We start from the raw sequence: 21,556 nt of genomic DNA on the forward strand, positions 1-21,556 counted from the left end.
TCGTCAGCAACCGATGCGGGCCGACGCAGTCAGCCGGTCCGCATGCCGAATCCAATGGAGACAGGACGTGTCCCGTCAGGTGTTCCTCTACGACCCCCCGGACCGTTTCGTGGCCGGTACGGTCGGGTTGCCCGGGCGCCGTACCTTCTTCCTGCAGGCCTCCTCGGGCCCCCGGGTGACCAGCGTGGCGCTGGAGAAGACCCAGGTCGCCGCACTCGCCGAACGCATGGACGAACTCCTCGACGAGGTCGTACGGCGTACCGGCGGCATCGCCCCGGTCCCGGCCGTCGCCTCGGGCGAGGTGTCCGACACCGCCCCCCTCGACACGCCCGTCGAGGAGGAGTTCCGGGTCGGCACCATGGCGCTGGCCTGGGACGGTGACGAGCAGCGCATGATCGTCGAGGCGCAGGCCCTCGTGGAACTCGACGCCGACTCCGACGAGGACCTCGCCGACGCCGAGGAACGGCTCCTCCAGGACGAGGAGAACGGTCCGCCGATGCTCCGCGTCCGGCTCACCGGCGCGCAGGCCCGGGCCTTCGCCAAGCGCGCCCTCGATGTCGTCAACGCCGGCCGGCCGCCCTGCCCGCTGTGCAGCCTCCCGCTCGACCCGGAAGGACACGTATGTCCGCGCCAGAACGGATACCGCCGCGGAGCGTGACCACGGCCGACCTGCTCGCCCAGGGCGAGCTGAAGGTGCGCGGACAGATCCGTGAGGCCTCGAACGCGGTGCTGTACTGCTCCGTCTCGTACGAGGGCCGCGACGCGTTCTGCGTCTACAAGCCCGTCGCCGGGGAGCGCCCCCTGTGGGACTTCCCGGACGGGACCCTGGCGCAGCGCGAGGTCGCCGCGTACGAGGTCTCCGAGGCGACCGGATGGGGGCTGGTGCCGACCACCGTGCTGCGCGACGGACCCTACGGCGAGGGCATGTGCCAGCTGTGGGTCGAGGCGTCCCCGGAGGACGACGGGGCCGGTCTGCTCGCCCTGGTGGACGACGAGGAGCCCGCGGAGGGCTGGAAGGCCATCGGCTTCGCCGAGGTGGGCGAGGGCCGTACGGCGCTGCTCGTGCACGCCGACGACACCCGGCTGCGCCGGCTCGCCGTCCTCGACGCCGTGATCAACAACGCCGACCGCAAGGGCGGCCATCTGCTGCCCACCGGTGAGGGGCGGCTGTACGGCATCGACCACGGGGTCACCTTCAACGCGGACAACAAGCTGCGCACGCTGCTGTGGGGCTGGGCCGGGGAGCCGCTGACCCCGGAGGCGGTCGAGGTCCTTACCGGGCTGCGGGACGGTCTGGCGCCCGGCGCCCCGCTCGCCACCCGGCTGGCCGAACTCATCACCACCGCCGAGATCGACGCCACGCGCGACCGCGTCGGGGCGATGCTCACCTCGGGGAAGCATCCGGAACCGAGCGGGGAGTGGCCGGCGATTCCTTGGCCACCGGTGTGAGGCCACCACCGGTGTGAGGCCGTCGGCCGGGTGGGGCCACCACCGGTGTGAGGCCGTCGGCCGGGTGGGGCCGTCGCTCCGAGGCCGCCGCCTGTCCGCCGCCGTCACCTTTCCGGGGTCGCCTGCGGGGCGGGATCACCCGGCGGGCCGGGAGCGCCCGTCGATGTGAGGAACCCGACGTGGCGGATGCGGCCGGGTGGGTGTGTGCGCCTGATACACGCCGGGGGTGCCGCTCTCCTGGCGTCATCGGCGCACACCCGTGCGACAACACCCTCGACGTACGGTCATATGACCCGATATGCGCAGGTGTGCGGGCCTGTCGGTTGCGCCGAGACCCGGCTCCGCCGCTCCGGCGCGGGCCGGGAAGGGGCGCCGATGCACAGTGCGAGGCGTCCCACAAGAGGGCCTTACGAGCCGTCAGTCCTGGTCCGGTTCGTATACGGAAGTTCCGTCCGGTTAGGCTCATGACATGCATGCCTGGCCCGCTTCTGAGGTCCCCGCCCTGCCCGGCGAGGGCCGCGACCTCCGGATCCACGACACCGCGACCGGCGGTCTGGTCACTCTCGACCCCGGTCCCGTCGCCCGTATCTACGTCTGCGGCATCACGCCGTACGACGCGACCCACATGGGTCACGCGGCGACCTACAACGCGTTCGACCTCGTTCAGCGCGTGTGGCTCGACACCAAGCGGCAGGTTCACTACGTCCAGAACGTGACCGACGTCGACGACCCGCTCCTGGAGCGTGCGGAGCGCGACGGCGTCGACTGGGTGGGACTCGCCGAGCAGGAGACCGCCCTCTTCCGTGAGGACATGACCGCCCTGCGGATGCTTCCGCCGCGGCACTACATAGGCGCCGTCGAGGCCATACCCGGCATCGTGCCGCTCGTCGAGCGGCTGCGGGACGCGGGGGCCGCGTACGAGCTCGAAGGGGACGTGTACTTCTCCGTCGAGTCCGACCCCGACTTCGGCAAGGTGTCCGGCCTGGACGCCGCCACGATGCGTCTGCTGTCCGCCGAGCGGGGTGGTGACCCGGACCGTCCGGGCAAGAAGAACCCGCTCGACCCGATGCTCTGGATGACCGCGAGGGAGGGCGAGCCGAGCTGGGACGGCGGCTCGCTCGGGCGCGGCCGGCCCGGCTGGCACATCGAGTGCGTGGCCATCGCCCTGGACCACCTGGGGATGGGCTTCGACGTGCAGGGCGGCGGCTCCGACCTCGCCTTCCCGCACCACGAGATGGGCGCCTCGCACGCCCAGGTGCTCACCGGCGAGTTCCCGATGGCCAAGGCGTACGTCCACGCCGGCATGGTCGGGCTGCACGGCGAGAAGATGTCGAAGTCGAAGGGCAACCTCGTCTTCGTGTCCGGCCTGCGGCGCGACGGGGTCGACCCGGCCGCCATCCGGCTCGCGCTCCTCGCCCACCACTACCGCACCGACTGGGAGTGGACGGACACCGTCCTCGCGGACGCGGTCGCCCGCCTGGAGAACTGGCGCGCCGCCGTGTCCCGGCCCGACGGTCCGTCCGCCGAGGCACTCGTCGAGGAGATCCGCGACGCCCTGGCGAACGACCTGGACGCGCCGGCCGCGCTCGCCGCGGTCGACCGCTGGGCCGCGCTCCAGCACGAGCGGGGTGGCACGGACGAGGGCGCCCCCGGCGTGGTCTCCCGCGCCGTGGACGCCCTGCTGGGTGTCGCCCTGTAGCCGCTCGGTTCCGTAACGCGTGGGGCGCCGGGCGGTGGTGTGCCGCCCGGCGCCCTTGTCCTCCGCTCAGACCGTCACTGGCTCACGACGACGGCCCGCACCGTGCCGCTGTCGCCGTCGTAGACGCCGATGACCTGCTGTCCGTGGGCGAAGGCCCGCTGGACCCCGTCGCGCGTCATCCGGTCGGGGTTCACCAGGGCACGCCAGGCGTTGTCGACGAACAGGTAGAGGACGGACGGCTGGCCCGGGAGCGGCGCCACCACGTCCCAGAAGTGCTGAGCGGTCCCGCTGACCGTTGCCTGCGAGGCGACGGCGCCCACCGGCACCAGCGGCTGTCCCTGTCCCGGCATCTGTCCCGGTAGCTGCCCGGGCAGCTGTCCCTGCTGATGCCCGCCGAGTTGCTGAAGCAGGTGCTGGAAGGGCTGCTGCTGTCCCATCTGCTGGAGCTGCTGCCACAGGTGCTGCGGGATCTGCTGAGCCATCTGCTGCTGCCCCATCTGCTGAGGCGACATCTGCTGGGGCGTCTGCTGCTGGCCGAGGGGCTGCTGCCAGAGGGGTTGCTGCCCGGGGAACTGTCCGGGGAACTGCTGTTCAGGGAACTGCTGTCCGATCGGCTGCTGCGTCAGCTGCGTGTGCTGCGGCTGCTGCTCGAAGGGCAGCTGTCCGGCCCCGGACCGGTCGATCCCTTGCCGGCCCATGCCCGGCTGTAGCCCGAACTGCTGCCCCAGGGGTTGCCCGGCCTGCTGCCGGGACTGCTGCCCGAAGGGTTGTCCGGACTGGTGCCCGAACGGCTGGGGAGGTGCCGTGCTCGGGCCCTGCTGGTGGTGCTGGTGCCCCTGCTGCTGACTCATCTGCGGGGTGGTGCTCATACGGGTGCCACCTTCCGTGAATCGTGCACTCTGCGGGTACGTCAGCCCGTGACCACCAGGCCGACGATCTCGTCGTCCGAGAACCAGACACGTACGTCGGGCCGTCCGCCCGCGAAGGCGGAGTGCACCGCCTGGCGGATCTCGGGGGACGGGTTGTTCAGACCGCGCCAGTCACCGGCCACGAACAGCCGGAGCCGGGGCGGGAGTTCGCGCGGGTACGGCAGCAGCTCGTCCCAGTACCGTTCGGCCCGGCCCGAGCCGACCGCCTCCGGCAGCAGACGGGTGACCGCCGCCTTGATGTCCGGCCGGTTGCCGATCCGCTGGGAGGCGGGCCGGCCCGGCGCGTCCTGCTGGGGGGAGCCGCCTGCCCGCAGCACCGCGCGGGCGACCTCCGGTGACATCGGTTCCTGTCCGGCGGTCCTGAGCATCCCCTGCAGCGAGGCCAGCGCGCCGGCCACCACCGGGGAGGCGGAGGAGGTGCCCGAGAACGTGTCCGTGTACCAGCCGGTCTCCTCGGCGCCGCCCTGCAGATCACCGGGCCGGTCCCAGAAGCCGCCGGTGGTCGTGACCTCGCGTCCCCAACCCTGCGCGTCCACCCGTGCGCCGTAGTTGGAGAACGCCAGACGCGAGCGGTCCGGGCCGTGATCGCGGCCGTGCGTGCCGGGCGGCGGTGCGCCCGCGCCGACCAGCACCGCGCCGGAGGACTGGTGGGAGGGGTTGAAGGGGTTGCGCCACCACTCGGGGAACTCGGCGGGGCGGCGCTCGTACACCGCGTCGTCGAGCGACTCGGCGCCGTTGCCCGCCGCCGCGACCACGAGGACGCCCTTGGCGGTCGCGTACCGGATGGCCGCGAAGTTGTCGGGCCACCACTCGATCGCGATGTACCCCCGCTGGTCGTCGCGGTGTTCGAAGTCGAACCGGGGCCCGGGCGCGTGCAGTTCGACCAGCAGGAGATCACCGGGACCCAGCCGGTCGGCCGCCGCGTGGATCGCGGCGGCCGTGCCGACGCCCTGGAAGGACGCGGCCGCGGTCACCGCGTCCGGCACGATGCCGCTGATCCCGGACTCGTCGCGGTCGGCGCCGATGACACCGATCACCGCGGTGCCGTGGTTGCGCCAGGCGAGGTCCGTCAGCGGAGTGCCGACGACGACACCGGCGAGCTTCGCGGCCAGGTCCTCGTGACCGAGCTGCCAGGCTCCCTCCACGTCGATCACCGTCACGCCCCGGCCCGTACCGCCCGGCCGCTGCCAGGCCCAGTACGCGTCGATGCCCTCGGGCGCCGGCCGAAGATAGCCCTGGCGGCTGGTGAAGTCCGGGGTGACGGGCGCGCCTTCCTTCACCCGCCGCCCGCCGTCGGCGGCCTCCGCGGGGTGTCCGGCGGGCCCCGCCGAGGCGGGGACGGCGCCCGGTTTCACGTACGCCGTGTCGATGCCGGGCAGCGCGGCGATCCGTGAGCGCAGTTCCTGGGCGCGGTTCCCGGCGCCGCGCATGCGGTAGAAGAGTGCGAGGTCGAGGCCGTCGTCACCGCTCGCCGCGGCGGTCTGCCGGAGCCGCTCCTCGCCCCCGAACAGTGGCTCCAGCGTGAGCTGTTCGTCGCTGAGGAACATGTCGAGGGCCGAGACGTCGGCGCCCGCCGCGGAGTGGACGCCCTCGGTCCCCGCGCGCAGCCGGGCCTCGGGGCGGGCGACGACGATCAGTTCCTGTTCCGCCCCCCGATAGGTGAATCCCGCTCCGTCGGGCCCTGGCCCGGTCGTTCCCGGGCCCTGTGCCGGCTGTTCCTGATCGGTCATCGCGTGCCGCTCCCTTCGGTCCCCGGGGGCGCGCTGTCGGGCGCCCGCGGTCGCGCCGCTCGGTCCGTGCGGGTGCTGTGTCGCGGGAGGACGCGGTGTCGGTCTCCGTCTCCGGGCCGCGCCTTCGGGGCACAACCTGGCACGCCCGGGGCGGCTCGTCCACCCCGTCTTCGTCAACTGGGTTTGAAAACAAGTTGAATGGGGAAACCTGTGCAATTCGTCTTGAAAGAGATGTCACGCCGGAATCAGGCCAAAGGCTGCGGACCGTGGGGCATATGGCCGGCGCGCAGGGGTGGTCGACGCCGCACGGAGTGACCTCCGGGCGTTCCGGAGCGGGACCGCGTGTCATGCGGCGTCGGGCGCCCGCTCGACGCGGTGCCGGACGTGCGGCGGGGCGGCGCGCCGTGTGCGCACCGCCCCGTCCGCTCGAATCGTCCGCTGGAATCGCCGGCTCTGCCCGCTTGTTCGAACAGCCCGCCCGCTCGCCCGCTCAGTCCTCCGGCGAGTCCTCGTCCTCGCTGCCGCCGCCGCTGCCACGCTCGGTGTCGGTCTCGGTGTCCGGTTTCGGGGGCTTGGGCGGCTTCGGGCGCGCGCCCGGGTTGTCCCGCAGATAGGACGCGCTGTCGCTGCCGTCGGCCGTGGCGTGACCGCCGGGAGCCGGGCCGGCCGGACCCCCGCCGTCCCGGCGCCGCAGATACCGCTCGAACTCGCGGGCGATGGCCTCGCCCGACGCCTCCGGCAGCTCGGCGGTGTCCCGGGCCTCCTCCAGCGTCTGCACGTACTCGGCGACCTCACTGTCCTCGGCGGCCAGCTGATCGACGCCCAGTTGCCAGGCCCGCGCGTCCTCGGGCAGCTCGCCCAGCGGGATCCGCAGGTCGATCAGGTCCTCCAGACGGTTGAGGAGGGCCAGCGTCGCCTTCGGGTTCGGCGGCTGCGACACGTAGTGCGGTACGGCCGCCCACAGCGACACCGCCGGTACGCCCGCGTGGGTGCACGCCTCCTGGAGGATGCCGACGATGCCCGTGGGGCCCTCGTACTTGGTCTCCTCCAGATCCATCGTGCGGGCCAGGTCGGAATCGGAGGTGACCCCGCTGACCGGCACCGGACGGGTGTGCGGGGTGTCGCCGAGCAGTGCGCCCAGGATCACCACCAGCTCCACACCCAGCTCGTGCGCGAAGCCGAGCAGCTCGTTGCAGAACGAGCGCCACCGCATCGACGGCTCGATGCCCCGCACCAGCACGAGGTCGCGCGGCTTCTCGCCGCCGACCCGGACCACCGACAGACGCGTGGTCGGCCAGGTGATCTTGCGTACGCCGCCGTCCAGCCACACCGTGGGGCGGTTGACCTGGAAGTCGTAGTAGTCCTCGGCGTCCAGCGCCGCGAAGACCTCGCCCTTCCACTCCCTGTCCAGGTGCGCGACCGCGGCGGAGGCGGCGTCGCCGGCGTCGTTCCAGCCTTCGAACGCGGCCACCATGACTGGGTCGATCAGCTCGGGAACCCCCTCCAGCTCGATCACCCAGCGCCTCCTTCCGACGTGCCCTCGCGTACGTCCCAACCTTACGGCGTGCCGAGGGTGCCTCCGCAGCCCCCTTGCACAGGGGAGTGAACGGATCACTGCCCCGTTCCGCCCCCTGAAACACCCTCCAGTCATCCGAGCTGTCCCCGGCCAACCTCCCCGGCGACCTGGTACGTCGTCCCGCGGAGGGTTGATACGTCCGATGACCGGGGGAGCGGTGCCCGTGACGCCCCGACGCCGGGCGTCCGCTGCCGGAGCCGGACGTCCTGGACCTGGGGGAAAGGGGCGCGCGGGGCCCGGCGGGGACGGGCCCCCGAGCCTGCGGGCGGGCGGGGGCCGGGCGCACCGGTGCCGCCGCCGGGCCGGCCGGGGGACTCCGCGCGGCGGCCGGTCAGAGCGTGCTGCGCAGCCACTGCTCCACGCTCGCGACGTGCACCGTCGCCCAGGAGCGGGCCGCCTCCGCGTCACGGTCGCGCAGCGCGGTCAGGATGGCCCGGTGCTCGTGGAGGGTGCGGCTGACCGCGTCCTCCTGGGTCAGACCGCGCCAGATCCGGGCCCGGGTGGTGGGCCCGGACAGGCCGTCCAGCAGGGAGCACAGGACCGAGTTGCCGGAACTCTGCACGATTCCGCGGTGGAACTCCAGATCGCACGCGACGAGTTCCTCCACCGAGGGCGCGGCACCGAGCGCGTCCAGTTGGGAGGTCAGGACGTCCAACTGCCGCTCGCTGATCCTGGACGCGGCCATCGCGGTGGCCGCGGGCTCCAGGATGCGGCGCACCGCGAGGAATTCCAGCACCGTGTCGTCGCGGTGGAAGTCGACGACGAAACTCAGCGCCTCCAGGAGGAGCTGCGGATCCAGACTGGTCACGTACGTGCCGTCGCCCTGGCGCACGTCCAGGATGCGGATCAGGGAGAGCGCGCGCACCGCCTCCCGCAGGGAGTTGCGGGACAGCCCGAGGTCCGCGGCGAGCTCGCTCTCCTTGGGGAGCCGGTCGCCGGGGCGCAGAGTGCCGGAGACGATCATGTCCTTGATCTTCTCGATCGCCTCATCGGTGACTGCCATGGCGGACCTCCCTGTCACTCCGGATGTCCCACAGACCTCCGATGTCTCAGGCCATTATGTGGGGTCCGGGGGCCGACCGGACACAGAATCCCTGGCCGGATCGGGCGCACGCCCCCGGATCGTGTGCCGGAGGGCCACCGGCGCACCTCGTCGTTCCGGTCGACGTCCCCCCGGCCACGGCCTGTTGACCTCCGGCCTCTGGCATCCGGGCCGTCGCCTCCCCGGCGTGAGGTCCGCGCGACGGCGGAGGCCGGTCCATCGCGGACGCCCGTCGCTCGCGGACCGCCGTCACGCCCGGTCGACCGCCGGCCGAGGACGCCCGCCGCACCGCGACGACTCCGTTCGGAGACGACCGTCACAGCGGGACGCCCCCATGGGGACCACCGTCGCACCGGGCGCCCCGCCCGGAGTGCACGGTCGTACCCGGACGCCCCCACACACCCACCGATCCCGCCTCAGCCGAGGACGTCGAGGCATTCCGCCGTCGGCGGTCCGCCACCCGGTGTCGCCGTGGCCCCGGCGAGCCGCCGCTGGAGCCGCTGGTGCCGGAACTCGTAGTACGCGCCGGACTGCCGCAGTACCCCGCGGCGGTGCGCCTCGTCGAGGAAGCGCATCAGCCGCCAGGGCGTCCGTCCCGTGACGGCCAGCCAGCCCCGGGTGATCAGGAAGCGGCCCCAGGCGCTGAGCGCGAGCGGGGTCGCGCCGACCGGAATCCACAGCTGGGCAGCGGCGTCGACCAGCCCGCCCCAGTCCTGGGAGAGCAGGACGACCGGAAGGCAGACGACCGCGGTGAGCAGCGCGGCGATGCCGCCCCGGACCAGGGAGGCGGTCCGGTCGGTGCGCAACGTGCCGCGCGGGCCCGGCGCCCGCAGCACCTCGGACGGCGCGCTGAGCGCCCGGTAGACGCCGCAGACGCACCCGCCGACCATGCCGATCAGGACGCCCGAGGCGACCATCGGCGGCAGACAGCGGGCGAAGAGGTCCAGGGCCGGGCCCTGGGTGAGCCAGGCGCGGCCCCGTTCCGGGAGGACGGACCGCATGTTCGCCGCGTACGCCACGCGGCCCGGCGGGCCGGACGTCGTGAGGCGCACGGTCACGGCACCCGACCGGGACTCGAACACCGTGCGGCGGGAGGTGAAGGCCGAGCACGTGCGCGTGGGCAGCAGGGGGATCTCGCAGTCGGGCGGGGCGGTGCCGGCCGGATACGCGACCGGCAGCGCGCCGCGTGCCGGGACGAGCAGCGTGCCGGTCAGCGTGTGGTCCGTGCTCGCGGTGCGGACGCCGTCCCGCTCGTGGAACCGCCAGGGGCCGATGCGCCGCCCGTCCAGATCCTCCCGGGAGGTGGATCCGAGGACGGTCGCCGTGACCGCTGCCGCGCCCGCGACGGAACTCGCGACGGTTCCGATGAGCAGTGTCGCGGCCATGCCCCGTGCCAGGCCCGCCGCGAAGTCGTGGGCGATCCGGCCGCCGCCCCGGCGCGGCGCGCTGTCCCGCGAGGCGCGCCGGGTACCGCCGACCAGCAGCGCGCATCCGGACACCGCGCAGACCGTCCCCGCCAGCGCGGTCCACGGCGTCACGGCCACACCGAGCAGCAGCGCGCCGGCCAGGCCGACCGAACACGCCGACAGGGTGGCCCCGCACATCAGCACCGCGGCGCGCCCCCAGTAGCTGCCCGCCCACGGCAAGTTCAGCGGAACCGGGTGCCGGGGCAGACCCGCGACACCGAAGAACAGGGTGAGCAGCATCGCGAAGAGGAAGCCGCCGAACAGGTCGGGCAGCAGACCGTCGGTGACGGCCCCGAAGCGGAAGCCGAACCGCAGGTCGTCCGTGAGCCCGACGCCCACCCAGAGCACGGTGGCTGCCGCCGTGGTCACGGCGAGCTGTCGCAGCAGTGGGTTGCGGTGGTCGCGGAGCCCCGCCCGGGCCGGCAACAGGAAGGCGACTCCGAAGGCGTAGCCGAGCGTCTCGCCGAGCAGGCCGGCGACGACGGAGGCGGGGTCCTCCACCGCGGACCCGTGGCTCGGCGAACGGGCCAGGGCGAGGGCCGGCAGCAGCGCGCAGGCGGCGATGATCGCCAGCAGCCCGGTCGCGTACGCGCGCACCACCCGCGGCAGCGCCGACTCCAGCTCCCACCAGGCCAGCCGACCGGTGCCGCGGGACTCCAGCTCCCTGGCGAGCTGCTCCAGCCGGCGCCGGGCCTCGGCGGCGCGCCGGGGTCCGCCGTCCGCGAAGGCCGAGGGCACGAAGGCGTCCAGCAGGTGTTCCTCGATGTCCCCGGCGGTCGGGAAGCGCGCGGTGTCGAGGAGTTCGGCCGGATCGCGGGAGGTGTCGCTGTACACCGTGCGCGCCAGCGCCACCATCAGCGGGACGGTCAGTACGGCGCACAGCGGGAGCGGTTCCCGCGCCAGCCGGCGCAGCACCGGTGTCCACACCGTCTCCCGGTGACCGCCGTCGCCGTCGCGCGGGCGTGCCGTGCGTTCCAGGTACGAGCCCGCCCGCTCGGTGTCCAGCGGCAGCAGCTCCACGACCTCGGCCGCCGTGAGCACGTCGCCCGCGCGCACCGCGGAGGCCCAGGCCGCGGGGCGGCTGGTGAGCAACAGGGGGATTTCGTCGTCGAGTTCGGAGTTGATGCGCCGTACCGCGTCCGCGTAGGCGGACCGGGGAAGTTCGTCGAATCCGTCGAGGACGGGCAGTACGAGTCCGGTGTCGACCAGGGCGCGGCCGAGGGTGTGGCGGCCGTCGGTGGGCGCGGCCAGTGAGCGGTAGTCGGCGGCGAGCCGGTCGGCGAGCCAGTCGCGCAGCCCCGTACGGGTGGGATCCCAGCTCGACAGCGGGAAGATCACCGGGACGGGGCCGCCGGGTTCGCGCACGGCCAGCAGGCCCAGGGTGAACCGCACGGCCAGCACGCTCTTGCCGGAGCCGGGACCGCCCAGCGCGACGAGCCTGTGGCGCGGCAGGGACGCGAACGCGCCGACGATGCCCCCGACATCGTGCTCGCCGTGGCGCGGGGCGGGGACCGGCGTCCCGGGGCGGATGTTCTCCGGATGGTCGGCGAGCCGGCGGTCGGCCGGGGCCCACCGCACGTCCAGGGGCCCGGGATCGTGCAGCCTGCGCAGTCTGGCCTCGGCCGCCCACTGTTCCCGTACCGCCTCGGCCAGCGCGTCGGCGGCCCGGCGCCGTACGGCACCGGCGGGCCCCGGCGCGTCGGTGCCGTCGCGCAGCGCGTCCGCGAGGAACGCGGCGACGGACACCACGGCGGCGATCGCGGAGACGAGCACACCCGCGGTGTTCTCGTCCCGTGAGTCGCGCACGGCGCCGACGAGTGCGACGAGCGCCGCTCCGCACACCCCGAAGGCCGCTCGCCGCCGCAGGCGCGCGCTCCGCCACCAGCCGCTCATGCGCGTCGTTCTCCCTGGTCGGATCTTGTCCCGTACTCCGTTGTATCCGGCATCCGTTGGGCCCAGGGAGGAATGCGGTGCGGAGGCGGGGGGCGCGTGAGGCAACCCGGGGGCTGCTGGAGGTACACCCGTGATGAGGTGTACCGGGACGTACCCGGGCGTGCGGAAGGGGCGGCTCCCCCCGTGGGAGCCGCCCCTTCCGTATGGTTCGAAACGGTGTGAATCATTCTCGAACCACCGGTGTTGCCGGTGTTGCCCGTCGGACCGGTGGGACCGGCGGGTCCGGTCTACTTCTTGTCGAGCAGGTCCTGCACCTTGCCGCGGACCTCGTCCGTGGCGAGACCGCGGATCGTCAGCGTCGTACGCCGGCGCAGCACGTCGTCCGCCGTCTCGGCCCACTCGTGGTCCCGGGCCCACACGACCTGCGCCCAGATCTCGGGGGCGTCCGGGTGGACGCGCTCGCCGAGCGCCGCGTCCTCGTTCGCCAGGCGCGCGATGTCGAAGGCCAGCGAACCGTAGTGCGTGGCGAGGTGCCTGGCGGTGTCGGCGCCCATGCGCGGGCCGGGCGCGGGGCCGTCGACGAGCAGCCGGTGGGCGACCGCGCGCGGGTTGGCGACACCCGGCAGCGGCAGCTTCTTCGGCAGCGCGGAGATCGGCTCGAAGTCCTCGCCCAGCGGGTGGCCCGGCAGCGACTCCAGCTTCTTCATGACCGTACGGCCGATGTGCCGGAACGTGGTCCACTTGCCGCCCGCGACGGAGAGCATGCCGCCGCGGCCCTCGGTGACGACCGTCTCGCGCTTGGCCTTCGAGGTGTCGCCGGGGCCGCCGGGCAGCACCCGCAGGCCGGCGAAGGAGTACGTGATCAGATCACGGGAGAGCTGCTGGTCGCGGATGGAGAACGCGGCCTCGTCGAGGATCTGGGCTATGTCCTTCTCGTTGACCGCGACCTCGCCCGGGTCCCCCTCGTACTCCTCGTCGGTGGTGCCGAGCAGCAGCATGTCCTCCCAGGGGAGGGCGAAGGTGATGCGGTACTTGTCGATCGGGGTCGCGAGCGCGGCCTTCCAGGGGGAGGTGCGCTTGAGGACCAGGTGCGCGCCCTTGGACAGGCGGATGGACGGCGCGGCGTTCGCGTCCTCCATGCGGCGCAGGTGGTCGACCCAGGGGCCGGTGGCGTTGAGGACGAGGCGCGCGTCGACGCCGAACTCGGCACCGTCCGTGCGGTCCTTCAGCTCCGCTCCCGTGACCCGGCCCCGGGTGAAGCGCAGACCGGTCACCTCGGCGTGGTTGAGGACGACCGCGCCCGACTCGACGGCCGCGCGGACGGTCATCAGGGCCATCCGGGAGTCGTTCATCTGGTCGTCGCCGTACACCGCGACGGCCTTCAGGTTGTCGGTGCGCAGCTCCGGCACGTCCTGCGCCGCCTTCGACGGGCTCAGCAGGTGCCCCACGCCGTCACCGAACGCGGAGAGCGCCGAGTACGCGAAGACACCGGCGCCGAGCTTCGCCGCGCCGTGCGGCCCGCCCTTGTACACGGGGAGGTAGAACGTGAGCGGGTTCGCCAGGTGGGGGGCCACCTGGCGGGAGACCGCACGGCGCTCGAAGTGGTTCTCCGCCACCAGCTTCACCGCGCCGGTCTGCAGGTAGCGCAGACCGCCGTGGAGAAGCTTGGAGGAGGCGGAGGAGGTGGCGCCGGCGAAGTCGCCGGCGTCGACCAGGGCCACCCGCAGACCGGACTGCGCGGCGTGCCAGGCGGTGGAGATGCCCAGGATGCCGCCGCCGATCACGAGAAGGTCGTACGTCGCCTTGGAGAGTTGCTCCCGGGTCTCGGCGCGGCTCGGGTTGGAGCCGGACGCCGGGTGCGTACCGAGGGCAGGCACGGACTGCAGGGTGGACTGGCTGGTCATTGCGGGTTCTTACTCCTCGTCAGTTCTCGTCTTCGATCCAGCCCATGGTCCGCTCGACGGCCTTGAGCCAGCTCTTGTACTCACGGTCGCGGATGTCCGCGTCCATGTTGGGGGTCCACTCCGCGGCCCGGCGCCAGTTGGCGCGCAGGTCCTCGGTGTTGGACCAGAAGCCGACGGCGAGGCCGGCGGCGTAGGCGGCGCCGAGGCAGGTGGTCTCGGCGACCATCGGGCGCACCACGGGGGCGTCCAGGAAGTCGGCGAGGGTCTGCATCAGCAGGTTGTTGGAGGTCATGCCGCCGTCGACCTTGAGGGCCGTGAGCTCGACGCCGGAGTCCTTCGTCATGGCGTCGGTGATCTCGCGGGTCTGCCAGGCCGTGGCCTCCAGGACGGCGCGCGCGATGTGCGCCTTGGTGACGTAGCGGGTCAGGCCGGCGATCACACCGCGGGCGTCGGAGCGCCAGTACGGGGCGAACAGGCCGGAGAAGGCCGGTACGAAGTAGGCGCCGCCGTTGTCCTCCACCGACGACGCGAGCGTCTCGATCTCGGCGGCGGACTTGATCAGGCCCATCTGGTCGCGCATCCACTGCACCAGCGAGCCGGTGACGGCGATGGAGCCCTCGAGGGCGTACACCGGAGCCTGGTCGCCGATGCGGTAGCCGACGGTGGTCAGCAGGCCCGAGTACGAGTTGATGATCTTGTCGCCGGTGTTCATCAGCATGAACGTGCCGGTGCCGTACGTGGACTTGGCCTCGCCCTCGGAGAAGCAGGTCTGGCCGAACAGGGCCGCCTGCTGGTCGCCGAGCGCGGAGGCGACCGGGATGCCGCCGAGCAGCTCGCCGAGCGGGCCTCCGGTGACCTCGCCGTAGACCTCGGCGGAGGAGCGGATCTCGGGGAGCATCGCCAGCGGGACGCCGATGGACTCGGCGATCTTCTCGTCCCACTCCAGGGTGTGCAGGTTCATCAGCATGGTGCGGGAGGCGTTGGTGACGTCGGTCACGTGGCGGCCGCCGTCGACACCGCCCGTCAGGTTCCAGATGACCCAGGTGTCCATCGTGCCGAAGAGGATGTCCCCGGCCTCGGCGCGCTCGCGCAGGCCCTCGACGTTGTCGAGCAGCCAGCGGGCCTTGGGGCCGGCGAAGTACGACGCGAGCGGCAGGCCGGTCTCGCGGCGGAAGCGGTCCTGGCCGACGTTGCGGCCGAGCTCGCGGCAGAGCGCGTCGGTGCGGGTGTCCTGCCAGACGATGGCGTTGTGGACGGGTTCGCCGGTGTTCTTGTCCCACAGCAGCGTGGTCTCACGCTGGTTGGTGATGCCGATCGCCTTGATGTCGTCGCGGGTGATGCCGGCCTTCTCGATGGCCCCGGCCACGACTTCCTGGACGTTGGTCCAGATCTCGGTGGCGTCGTGTTCGACCCAGCCCGGCTTCGGGAAGATCTGCTCGTGCTCCTTCTGGTCGACGGAGACGATGCGGCCGTCGCGGTCGAAGACGATGCAGCGGGACGAGGTGGTGCCCTGGTCGATCGCGGCGATGAAGGGGCCGGCGGTGTGTGCGTCGGTCACGGTGTGCTCCTGAAGGTTCCGAATGAAAGGGCGGTGTCTACGTGTTTACGTCGCGCGGCGCTGGCGGTGCGGTAAGCGGTGCTTCGGGCGTGCCTCGAGGCGTTCGGCTCTTCGGCGGTGCTCCTGGGCGGTGTTCCCGAGCGGTGCTCCGGCGATGCCTAGGCGAAGGCGACGTTGTAGAGGCCTGCGGCGATCGCGCCGCCGATCAGCGGACCGACGACCGGGACCCAGGCGTAGCTCCAGTCGGAGCGACCCTTGTTCGGCAGGGGGAGCAGGGCGTGCACGATGCGCGGACCGAGGTCACGGGCGGGGTTGATCGCGTAGCCGGTGGGACCACCGAGGGAGAGACCGATGGAGACGACCACGAGCGCGGTGATCAGGGCGCCGAGGGGGCCGAGGCCGTTGCCCTTGTCGTTGAGACCCTGGGTGAGGACGGCGAGCACGAGCACGATGGTGCCGATGATCTCCGTGGCGAGGTTCTGCACCGCGTTGCGGATCTCGGGGCCGGTGGAGAAGATGCCGAGCACCGGGCCGGCGGCCGACTCCTCGGCCTCGACCGCCTTGGGGGCATTCTCGGCCGCGCCGACGATCTCGGGGTCGGTCAGATGCGCCCGGAACTGGCCGTAGTACACGACCCAGACCAGCGTGGCACCGATCATGGCGCCCAGCAACTGCCCGCCCCAGTACACCGGCAGGTTGGCCCAGCCGCCGTCCTTGATGGTGAGCGCCAGCGTCACGGCCGGGTTCAGGTGCGCGCCCGACAGCGGCGCGGAGGTGTAGACGGCCGTGAGGACCGCGAAACCCCAGCCGAAGGCGATGGCGAGCCAGCCGGCGTTACGGGCCTTCGAGGCCTTCAGCGTGACGGCGGCGCAGACGCCACCACCGAGCAGGATGAGTATGGCGGTACCTATGGTCTCGCCGATGAAGATGTCGGAGCTGGACACCCGCGACTCCTTTGTCCTTCGTCCAGGAAGCCGAACCCCGGGTCCCTCCGGTGGTTCGCGCCCTCGGGGGTGAGGGCGATGACGGCCGCTGGCACTGCCACACCCTAACGCTTTTGTCGTCAGGTGTTCGACAATGTCGACCGATGGACGGGAGTCTTGCTCCGGTGTTACCAGCTCGTCAAGGGTTCCGTTATCGAAAACACGATCGTTATTGATTGCTGTGAGCTATCGAACGCGGGCCGGGAGCGCATCGCACGCGAACGGGCACGTCGCGTGTGTGAGGGACGCGTTCCGGGAGGGCACGGAGCACGCCCCGCGGGGGTGTGAGGCGCGTTCCGGAAGAGAGCGCGGGTCACCGTTCCGGCGAGGGGCGCGGGCCCCCGCTCCGGTGGGGCCGCGAGTCACCGTTCCGGCGAGGGCGCGACCGCTGTTCCGGCGGGGCCACGAGGCGCCCTTCCCGCCGGGGCGCGGGGCGGGTTTCGCGGGGGACACGCGAAAGGCCGGTACGTCGGCGACGTACCGGCCTCATGGCTCAGGGGATCGGGCGGGCGCCCGGGAACGCGCGGGTCCCACCGTCCGACGGCTGTCCGCGCACCGCCGCCGGCGGCCGTCAGAACCGCCCGGCCCCCAGGTCCCGCGACACCGCGCGGGCGCAGTCGCGCACCGCCGCGATCAGTTCGGGGCGCAGTTCCCCGTCCTTGCAGACCCGTTCCACGGCCCCGGTGATGCCCACCGCGCCGACCGGCATGCGCCGTCGGTTGTGGATCGGGGCCGCGACCGAGGCGACGCCCGTCCAGGTCTCCTCGACGTCGTCCGCGTACCCGCGTGCCCGGGTCAGGTCGAGCACCCCCTCGAACTGCTCCAGCGCGCTGACGGTCCGGGCCGTGAACGCCTTGCGCTCGGCCTCCAGGACCTCGCTGTGCGCCACCGGGTCGTACGCCGACAGGACCTTGCCGAGCGCCGTGGAGTGGAGCGGCTGCATGGCCCCGACCTCCAGCACCTGACGACTGTCGTCGGGCCGGAAGACGTGGTGCACGATCAGCACCCCCTGCTGGTGCAGGACCCCCAGGTAGACGCTCTCCCCACTGGAGCGGGCCAGGTCGTCGGTCCACACCAGCGCCCGTGCCCGCAGTTCGTGCACGTCCAGGTACGTGGTGCCGAGGCGCAGCAGTTCGGCACCGAGCTGGTAGCGCCCGGAGACGGTGTCCTGTTCGACGAAGCCCTCCTGCTGGAGGGTGCGCAGTATGCCGTGGGCCGTTCCCTTGGCCAGGCCCAGCGACGAGGCGATGTCGGACAGGCCGAGCTGTCGCTCGCCGCCCGCGAGCAAGCGCAGCATCGCCGCCGCCCGTTCGAGCGACTGGATGTTCCGTGCCATCGCCGTGCTGCCTCCGTTCCCGTTCGGCCGTCGGCGGGCGCTTGCGCTGCCGCCGTTCGGCAATGCCGAACACTACCGTTTGTTGACGAGCTCTCGCTAATACGTGGTCGCAAGGTGTCTCGTCTGTCTTAACACCCCGGTCGCCTTCGCCACGCGCGTCCGTCCCCTGGACGCCACTGACCCTCCGGTGGTGCTCCGGGCTACCCTGACGGCGTGCGCCTTCCATGGGAAGCGCAAAGCCGACAGCCGTCGCACTCCAGGGAGCACCTTCATGGCTTCGTTGCCGAACCCGTCCCCTTCGTCCGAGCTCGCCGGGAACCGGACCCGTATCGACGCACTGCGTGAGGCCCTCGCCGACCGTGTCGTGGTGGCCGACGGCGCGATGGGCACGATGCTGCAGGCGCAGGACCCGACGCTCGAGGACTTCGAGAACCTCGAAGGCTGCAACGAGATCCTGAACATCACCCGGCCCGACATCGTCCGTTCGGTCCATGAGGCCTACTTCGATGTGGGCGTCGACTGTGTCGAGACGAACACCTTCGGGGCGAACCACTCGGCCATGGCCGAGTACGACATCGCCGACCGTGTCCACGAACTGTCCGAGGCGGGAGCCCGGATCGCCCGCGGGGTCGCGGACGACTTCGCCTCCCGCGACGGCCGCCGGCGCTGGGTCCTCGGCTCCATCGGTCCCGGCACGAAGCTGCCGACCCTCGGCCACGTCGCCTACGGCACACTGCGCGACGGCTTCCAGGCCAACGCCGAGGGGCTGATCGCGGGCGGCGCCGACGCCCTGATCGTCGAGACCACCCAGGACCTGCTGCAGACCAAGGCCTCGCTGCTGGGCGCCCGCCGCGCCATGGAGGCGCTCGGACTCGACCTGCCGCTGCTGTGCTCGATGGCGTTCGAGACGACCGGCACCATGCTGCTCGGCTCCGAGATCGGCGCCGCGCTCACCGCGCTGGAGCCGCTCGGCATCGACATGATCGGCCTGAACTGCTCGACCGGCCCCGCCGAGATGAGCGAACACCTGCGCTACCTCACCCGGCACTCCCGTATCCCGCTGCTCTGTATGCCGAACGCCGGTCTGCCGGTCCTGACCAAGGACGGCGCGCACTTCCCGCTCGACCCCGAGGGCCTGGCCGACGCGCAGGAGAACTTCGTCCGCGACTACGGACTGTCCCTGGTCGGCGGCTGCTGCGGTACGACGCCCGAACACCTGCGGCAGCTCGTCGAGCGGGTCCGGGGTGTCGAGCCCACCGAACGCCACCCGCAGCCCGAACCCGGCGCCGCGTCGCTCTACCAGACCGTGCCGTTCCGCCAGGACACCGCGTACATGGCGATCGGTGAGCGCACCAACGCCAACGGGTCGAAGAAGTTCCGTGAGGCGATGCTGGCCGCCCGCTGGGACGACTGCGTGGAGATGGCCCGCGACCAGATCCGCGAGGGCGCCCACATGCTCGACCTCTGCGTCGACTACGTCGGCCGGGACGGCGTCGCCGACATGGAGGAGCTCGCCGGACGTTTCGCCACCGCCTCCACGCTGCCCATCGTCCTGGACTCCACCGAGGTCGAGGTCATCCGCGCGGGCCTGGAGAAGCTCGGCGGCCGGGCCGTCATCAACTCCGTCAACTACGAGGACGGCGACGGTCCCGAGTCGCGCTTCGCGAAGGTGACCGGGCTCGCCCGCGAGCACGGCGCCGCGCTGATCGCGCTGACCATCGACGAGGAGGGCCAGGCCCGCACCGTCGAGACCAAGGTCGCCATCGCCGAACGGCTGATCGAGGACCTGACGGCGAACTGGGGCATCCACGAGTCGGACATCCTCATCGACACCCTGACCTTCACCATCTGCACCGGTCAGGAGGAGTCCCGGAAGGACGGCATCGCGACGATCGAGGCGATCCGCGAGCTGAAGCGGCGCCGCCCCGACGTCCAGACCACGCTGGGTCTGTCGAACATCTCCTTCGGCCTCAACCCGGCCGCCCGCGTCCTGCTCAACTCGGTCTTCCTCGACGAGTGCGTCAAGGCGGGCCTCGACTCCGCCATCGTGCACGCGAGCAAGATCCTGCCCATCGCGCGCTTCGACGAGGAGCAGGTCACCACCGCCCTCGACCTCATCCACGACCGGCGCGCCGAGGGGTACGACCCGCTGCAGAAGCTGATGGCGCTGTTCGAGGGCGCCACCACCAAGTCGCTGAAGGCGGGCAGGGCCGAGGAACTCGCCGCGCTGCCCCTGGACGAACGGCTCAAGCGGCGCATCATCGACGGCGAGAAGAACGGCCTGGAGGACGACCTCGCCGAGGCCCTCCAGGACCGCCCCGCCCTCGACATCGTCAACGAGACGCTGCTCGACGGCATGAAGGTGGTCGGCGAGCTGTTCGGCTCCGGCCAGATGCAACTGCCCTTCGTGCTCCAGTCCGCCGAGGTCATGAAGTCCGCCGTGGCCTTCCTCGAACCGCACATGGAGAAGTCGGACGCCGAGGGCAAGGGCACCATCGTGCTGGCCACCGTGCGCGGTGACGTCCACGACATCGGCAAGAACCTCGTCGACATCATCCTGTCCAACAACGGCTACAACGTCGTCAACCTCGGCATCAAACAGCCGGTCTCCGCGATCCTGGACGCCGCCGAGGAGCACCGGGCCGACGTCATCGGCATGTCCGGTCTGCTGGTCAAGTCCACGGTGATCATGAAGGAGAACCTGGAGGAGCTCAACCAGCGCGGGCTGTCCGCCGACTACCCGGTCATCCTCGGAGGCGCGGCCCTGACCAGGGCGTACGTCGAACAGGACCTGTACGAGATCTACGAGGGCGAAGTCCGCTACGCCCGCGACGCGTTCGAGGGCCTGCGTCTGATGGACGCGCTGATCGGGGTCAAGCGGGGCGTGCCCGGGGCCGTGCTGCCGGAACTGAAGCAGCGCCGGGTGCGGGCCGCAGCCGCGCCGGCGGTGGTCGAGGAGCGCCCGGAGGAGGGGCACATCCGCTCCGACGTCGCCGTCGACAACCCCGTGCCCGCTCCGCCGTTCTGGGGCACCCGTGTCATCAAGGGCATCCAGCTCAAGGAGTACGCGTCCTGGCTGGACGAGGGCGCGCTGTTCAAGGGCCAGTGGGGTCTGAAGCAGGCCCGTACGGGCGAGGGGCCGACCTACGAGGAGCTCGTCGAGACCGAGGGCCGGCCGCGGCTGCGCGGGCTGCTGGACAAGCTCCAGACCGACAACCTGCTCGAAGCGGCCGTCGTCTACGGCTACTTCCCGTGCGTGTCCAAGGACGACGACCTGATCCTGCTGGACGAACAGGGCAACGAGCGCACCCGCTTCACCTTCCCGCGCCAGCGCCGTGGACGGCGGCTGTGCCTGGCCGACTTCTTCCGTCCCGAGGAGTCCGGCGAGACGGATGTCGTCGGCCTCCAGGTCGTCACCGTCGGCTCCCGGATCGGCGAGGAGACGGCCAAGCTCTTCGAGTCCAACTCCTACCGCGACTACCTCGAACTACACGGCCTGTCGGTGCAGTTGGCGGAAGCGCTGGCGGAGTACTGGCACGCCCGCGTCCGTTCGGAGCTCGGTTTCGCGGGGGAGGACCCCGCGGTCGTCGAGGACATGTTCGCCCTCAAGTACCGCGGCGCCCGCTTCTCCCTCGGCTACGGCGCCTGCCCCGACCTGGAGGACCGCGCGAAGATCGCCGAGCTCCTGGAGCCCGAGCGCATCGGTGTCCACCTCTCCGAGGAGTTCCAGCTGCACCCCGAGCAGTCCACGGACGCCATCGTGATCCACCATCCGGAGGCGAAGTACTTCAACGCGCGCTAGCGCCGTCACGGACGGTGTCCGCCCGCTCGGGCGGAACCACGCCCCCGCTCGGGCTGAGCCATGCCCCGCTCGGCCCCTGCGCGCCGTCTGTCCGGAGGGAACCGCCGGCCGGACCCCGGCCGCGCCACGCGCCGCGGGGGTGTCGAGAGGCACTCTGGCCACGGGAGACGTACACTGGTCGGTCCACCG

The 21,556-nt window shown here is 72.0% G+C and carries 13 protein-coding genes; 4 read left to right on the plus strand and 9 right to left on the minus strand.

All coding sequences use genetic code 11. The features are described from left to right. The first annotated feature begins 67 nt into the window (after nt 1-67). From GFH48_RS31570 to mshC, 3 genes are all read left to right on the plus strand, one after another. Entirely contained in the window at nt 68-658 is a 591-nt protein-coding gene (locus GFH48_RS31570) for a DUF3090 domain-containing protein (RefSeq protein ID WP_153291502.1), read from the plus strand. Further along, complete coding sequence (locus GFH48_RS31575) at nt 622-1,449, plus strand: SCO1664 family protein (protein ID WP_153291503.1); 828 nt, start codon at nt 622-624, stop codon at nt 1,447-1,449. Before GFH48_RS31570 ends, GFH48_RS31575 begins: the two co-directional genes overlap by 37 nt. Before the next feature lie 469 nt (nt 1,450-1,918). Next, nucleotides 1,919-3,148, plus strand: a complete 1,230-nt coding sequence (gene mshC, locus GFH48_RS31580; RefSeq protein WP_153291504.1) for a cysteine--1-D-myo-inosityl 2-amino-2-deoxy-alpha-D-glucopyranoside ligase — start codon at nt 1,919-1,921, stop codon at nt 3,146-3,148. A gap of 74 nt (nt 3,149-3,222) precedes the next feature. Here the strand turns inward: mshC and GFH48_RS31585 are convergent, their stop codons facing one another. The 9 genes from GFH48_RS31585 to GFH48_RS31625 all read right to left on the minus strand — a co-directional run bounded on the left by GFH48_RS31585 (nt 3,223) and on the right by GFH48_RS31625 (nt 17,565). Continuing rightward, entirely contained in the window at nt 3,223-4,017 is a 795-nt protein-coding gene (locus GFH48_RS31585; RefSeq protein WP_153291505.1) for a hypothetical protein, read from the minus strand. Between the two features lie 41 nt (nt 4,018-4,058). Next, nucleotides 4,059-5,807, minus strand: a complete 1,749-nt coding sequence (locus GFH48_RS31590) for a S8 family peptidase (RefSeq protein WP_153291506.1) — start codon at nt 5,805-5,807, stop codon at nt 4,059-4,061. A gap of 490 nt (nt 5,808-6,297) precedes the next feature. Next, complete coding sequence (locus GFH48_RS31595; protein WP_153291507.1) at nt 6,298-7,323, minus strand: PAC2 family protein; 1,026 nt, start codon at nt 7,321-7,323, stop codon at nt 6,298-6,300. Between the two features lie 391 nt (nt 7,324-7,714). After that, nucleotides 7,715-8,386 (minus strand): FadR/GntR family transcriptional regulator, encoded by a 672-nt coding sequence (locus GFH48_RS31600; RefSeq protein ID WP_153291508.1) that lies wholly within the window; start codon nt 8,384-8,386, stop codon nt 7,715-7,717. Between the two features lie 455 nt (nt 8,387-8,841). Beyond that, nucleotides 8,842-11,784 (minus strand): NACHT domain-containing protein, encoded by a 2,943-nt coding sequence (locus tag GFH48_RS31605; RefSeq protein WP_153291509.1) that lies wholly within the window; start codon nt 11,782-11,784, stop codon nt 8,842-8,844. A 287-nt stretch (nt 11,785-12,071) separates the two neighbouring features. Next, nucleotides 12,072-13,688, minus strand: a complete 1,617-nt coding sequence (locus GFH48_RS31610; RefSeq protein ID WP_153291510.1) for a glycerol-3-phosphate dehydrogenase/oxidase — start codon at nt 13,686-13,688, stop codon at nt 12,072-12,074. 19 nt (nt 13,689-13,707) lie between these two features. Beyond that, on the minus strand, nt 13,708-15,246 hold the full coding sequence (gene glpK / locus GFH48_RS31615) for a glycerol kinase GlpK (RefSeq protein ID WP_153291511.1): 1,539 nt from the start codon (nt 15,244-15,246) through the stop codon (nt 13,708-13,710). A 158-nt stretch (nt 15,247-15,404) separates the two neighbouring features. Continuing rightward, on the minus strand, nt 15,405-16,190 hold the full coding sequence (locus GFH48_RS31620; protein WP_153291512.1) for an MIP/aquaporin family protein: 786 nt from the start codon (nt 16,188-16,190) through the stop codon (nt 15,405-15,407). Nucleotides 16,191-16,800: 610 nt separating this feature from the next. Then, nucleotides 16,801-17,565 (minus strand): IclR family transcriptional regulator, encoded by a 765-nt coding sequence (locus GFH48_RS31625; RefSeq protein WP_153291513.1) that lies wholly within the window; start codon nt 17,563-17,565, stop codon nt 16,801-16,803. Nucleotides 17,566-17,836: 271 nt separating this feature from the next. Here GFH48_RS31625 and metH point away from each other — a divergent pair, with 271 nt between their 5' ends. Beyond that, on the plus strand, nt 17,837-21,367 hold the full coding sequence (gene metH / locus GFH48_RS31630; protein ID WP_153291514.1) for a methionine synthase: 3,531 nt from the start codon (nt 17,837-17,839) through the stop codon (nt 21,365-21,367). Nucleotides 21,368-21,556: the final 189 nt, after the last annotated feature.

Source organism: Streptomyces fagopyri (genome assembly GCF_009498275.1).
Taxonomy (GTDB): domain Bacteria; phylum Actinomycetota; class Actinomycetes; order Streptomycetales; family Streptomycetaceae; genus Streptomyces; species Streptomyces fagopyri.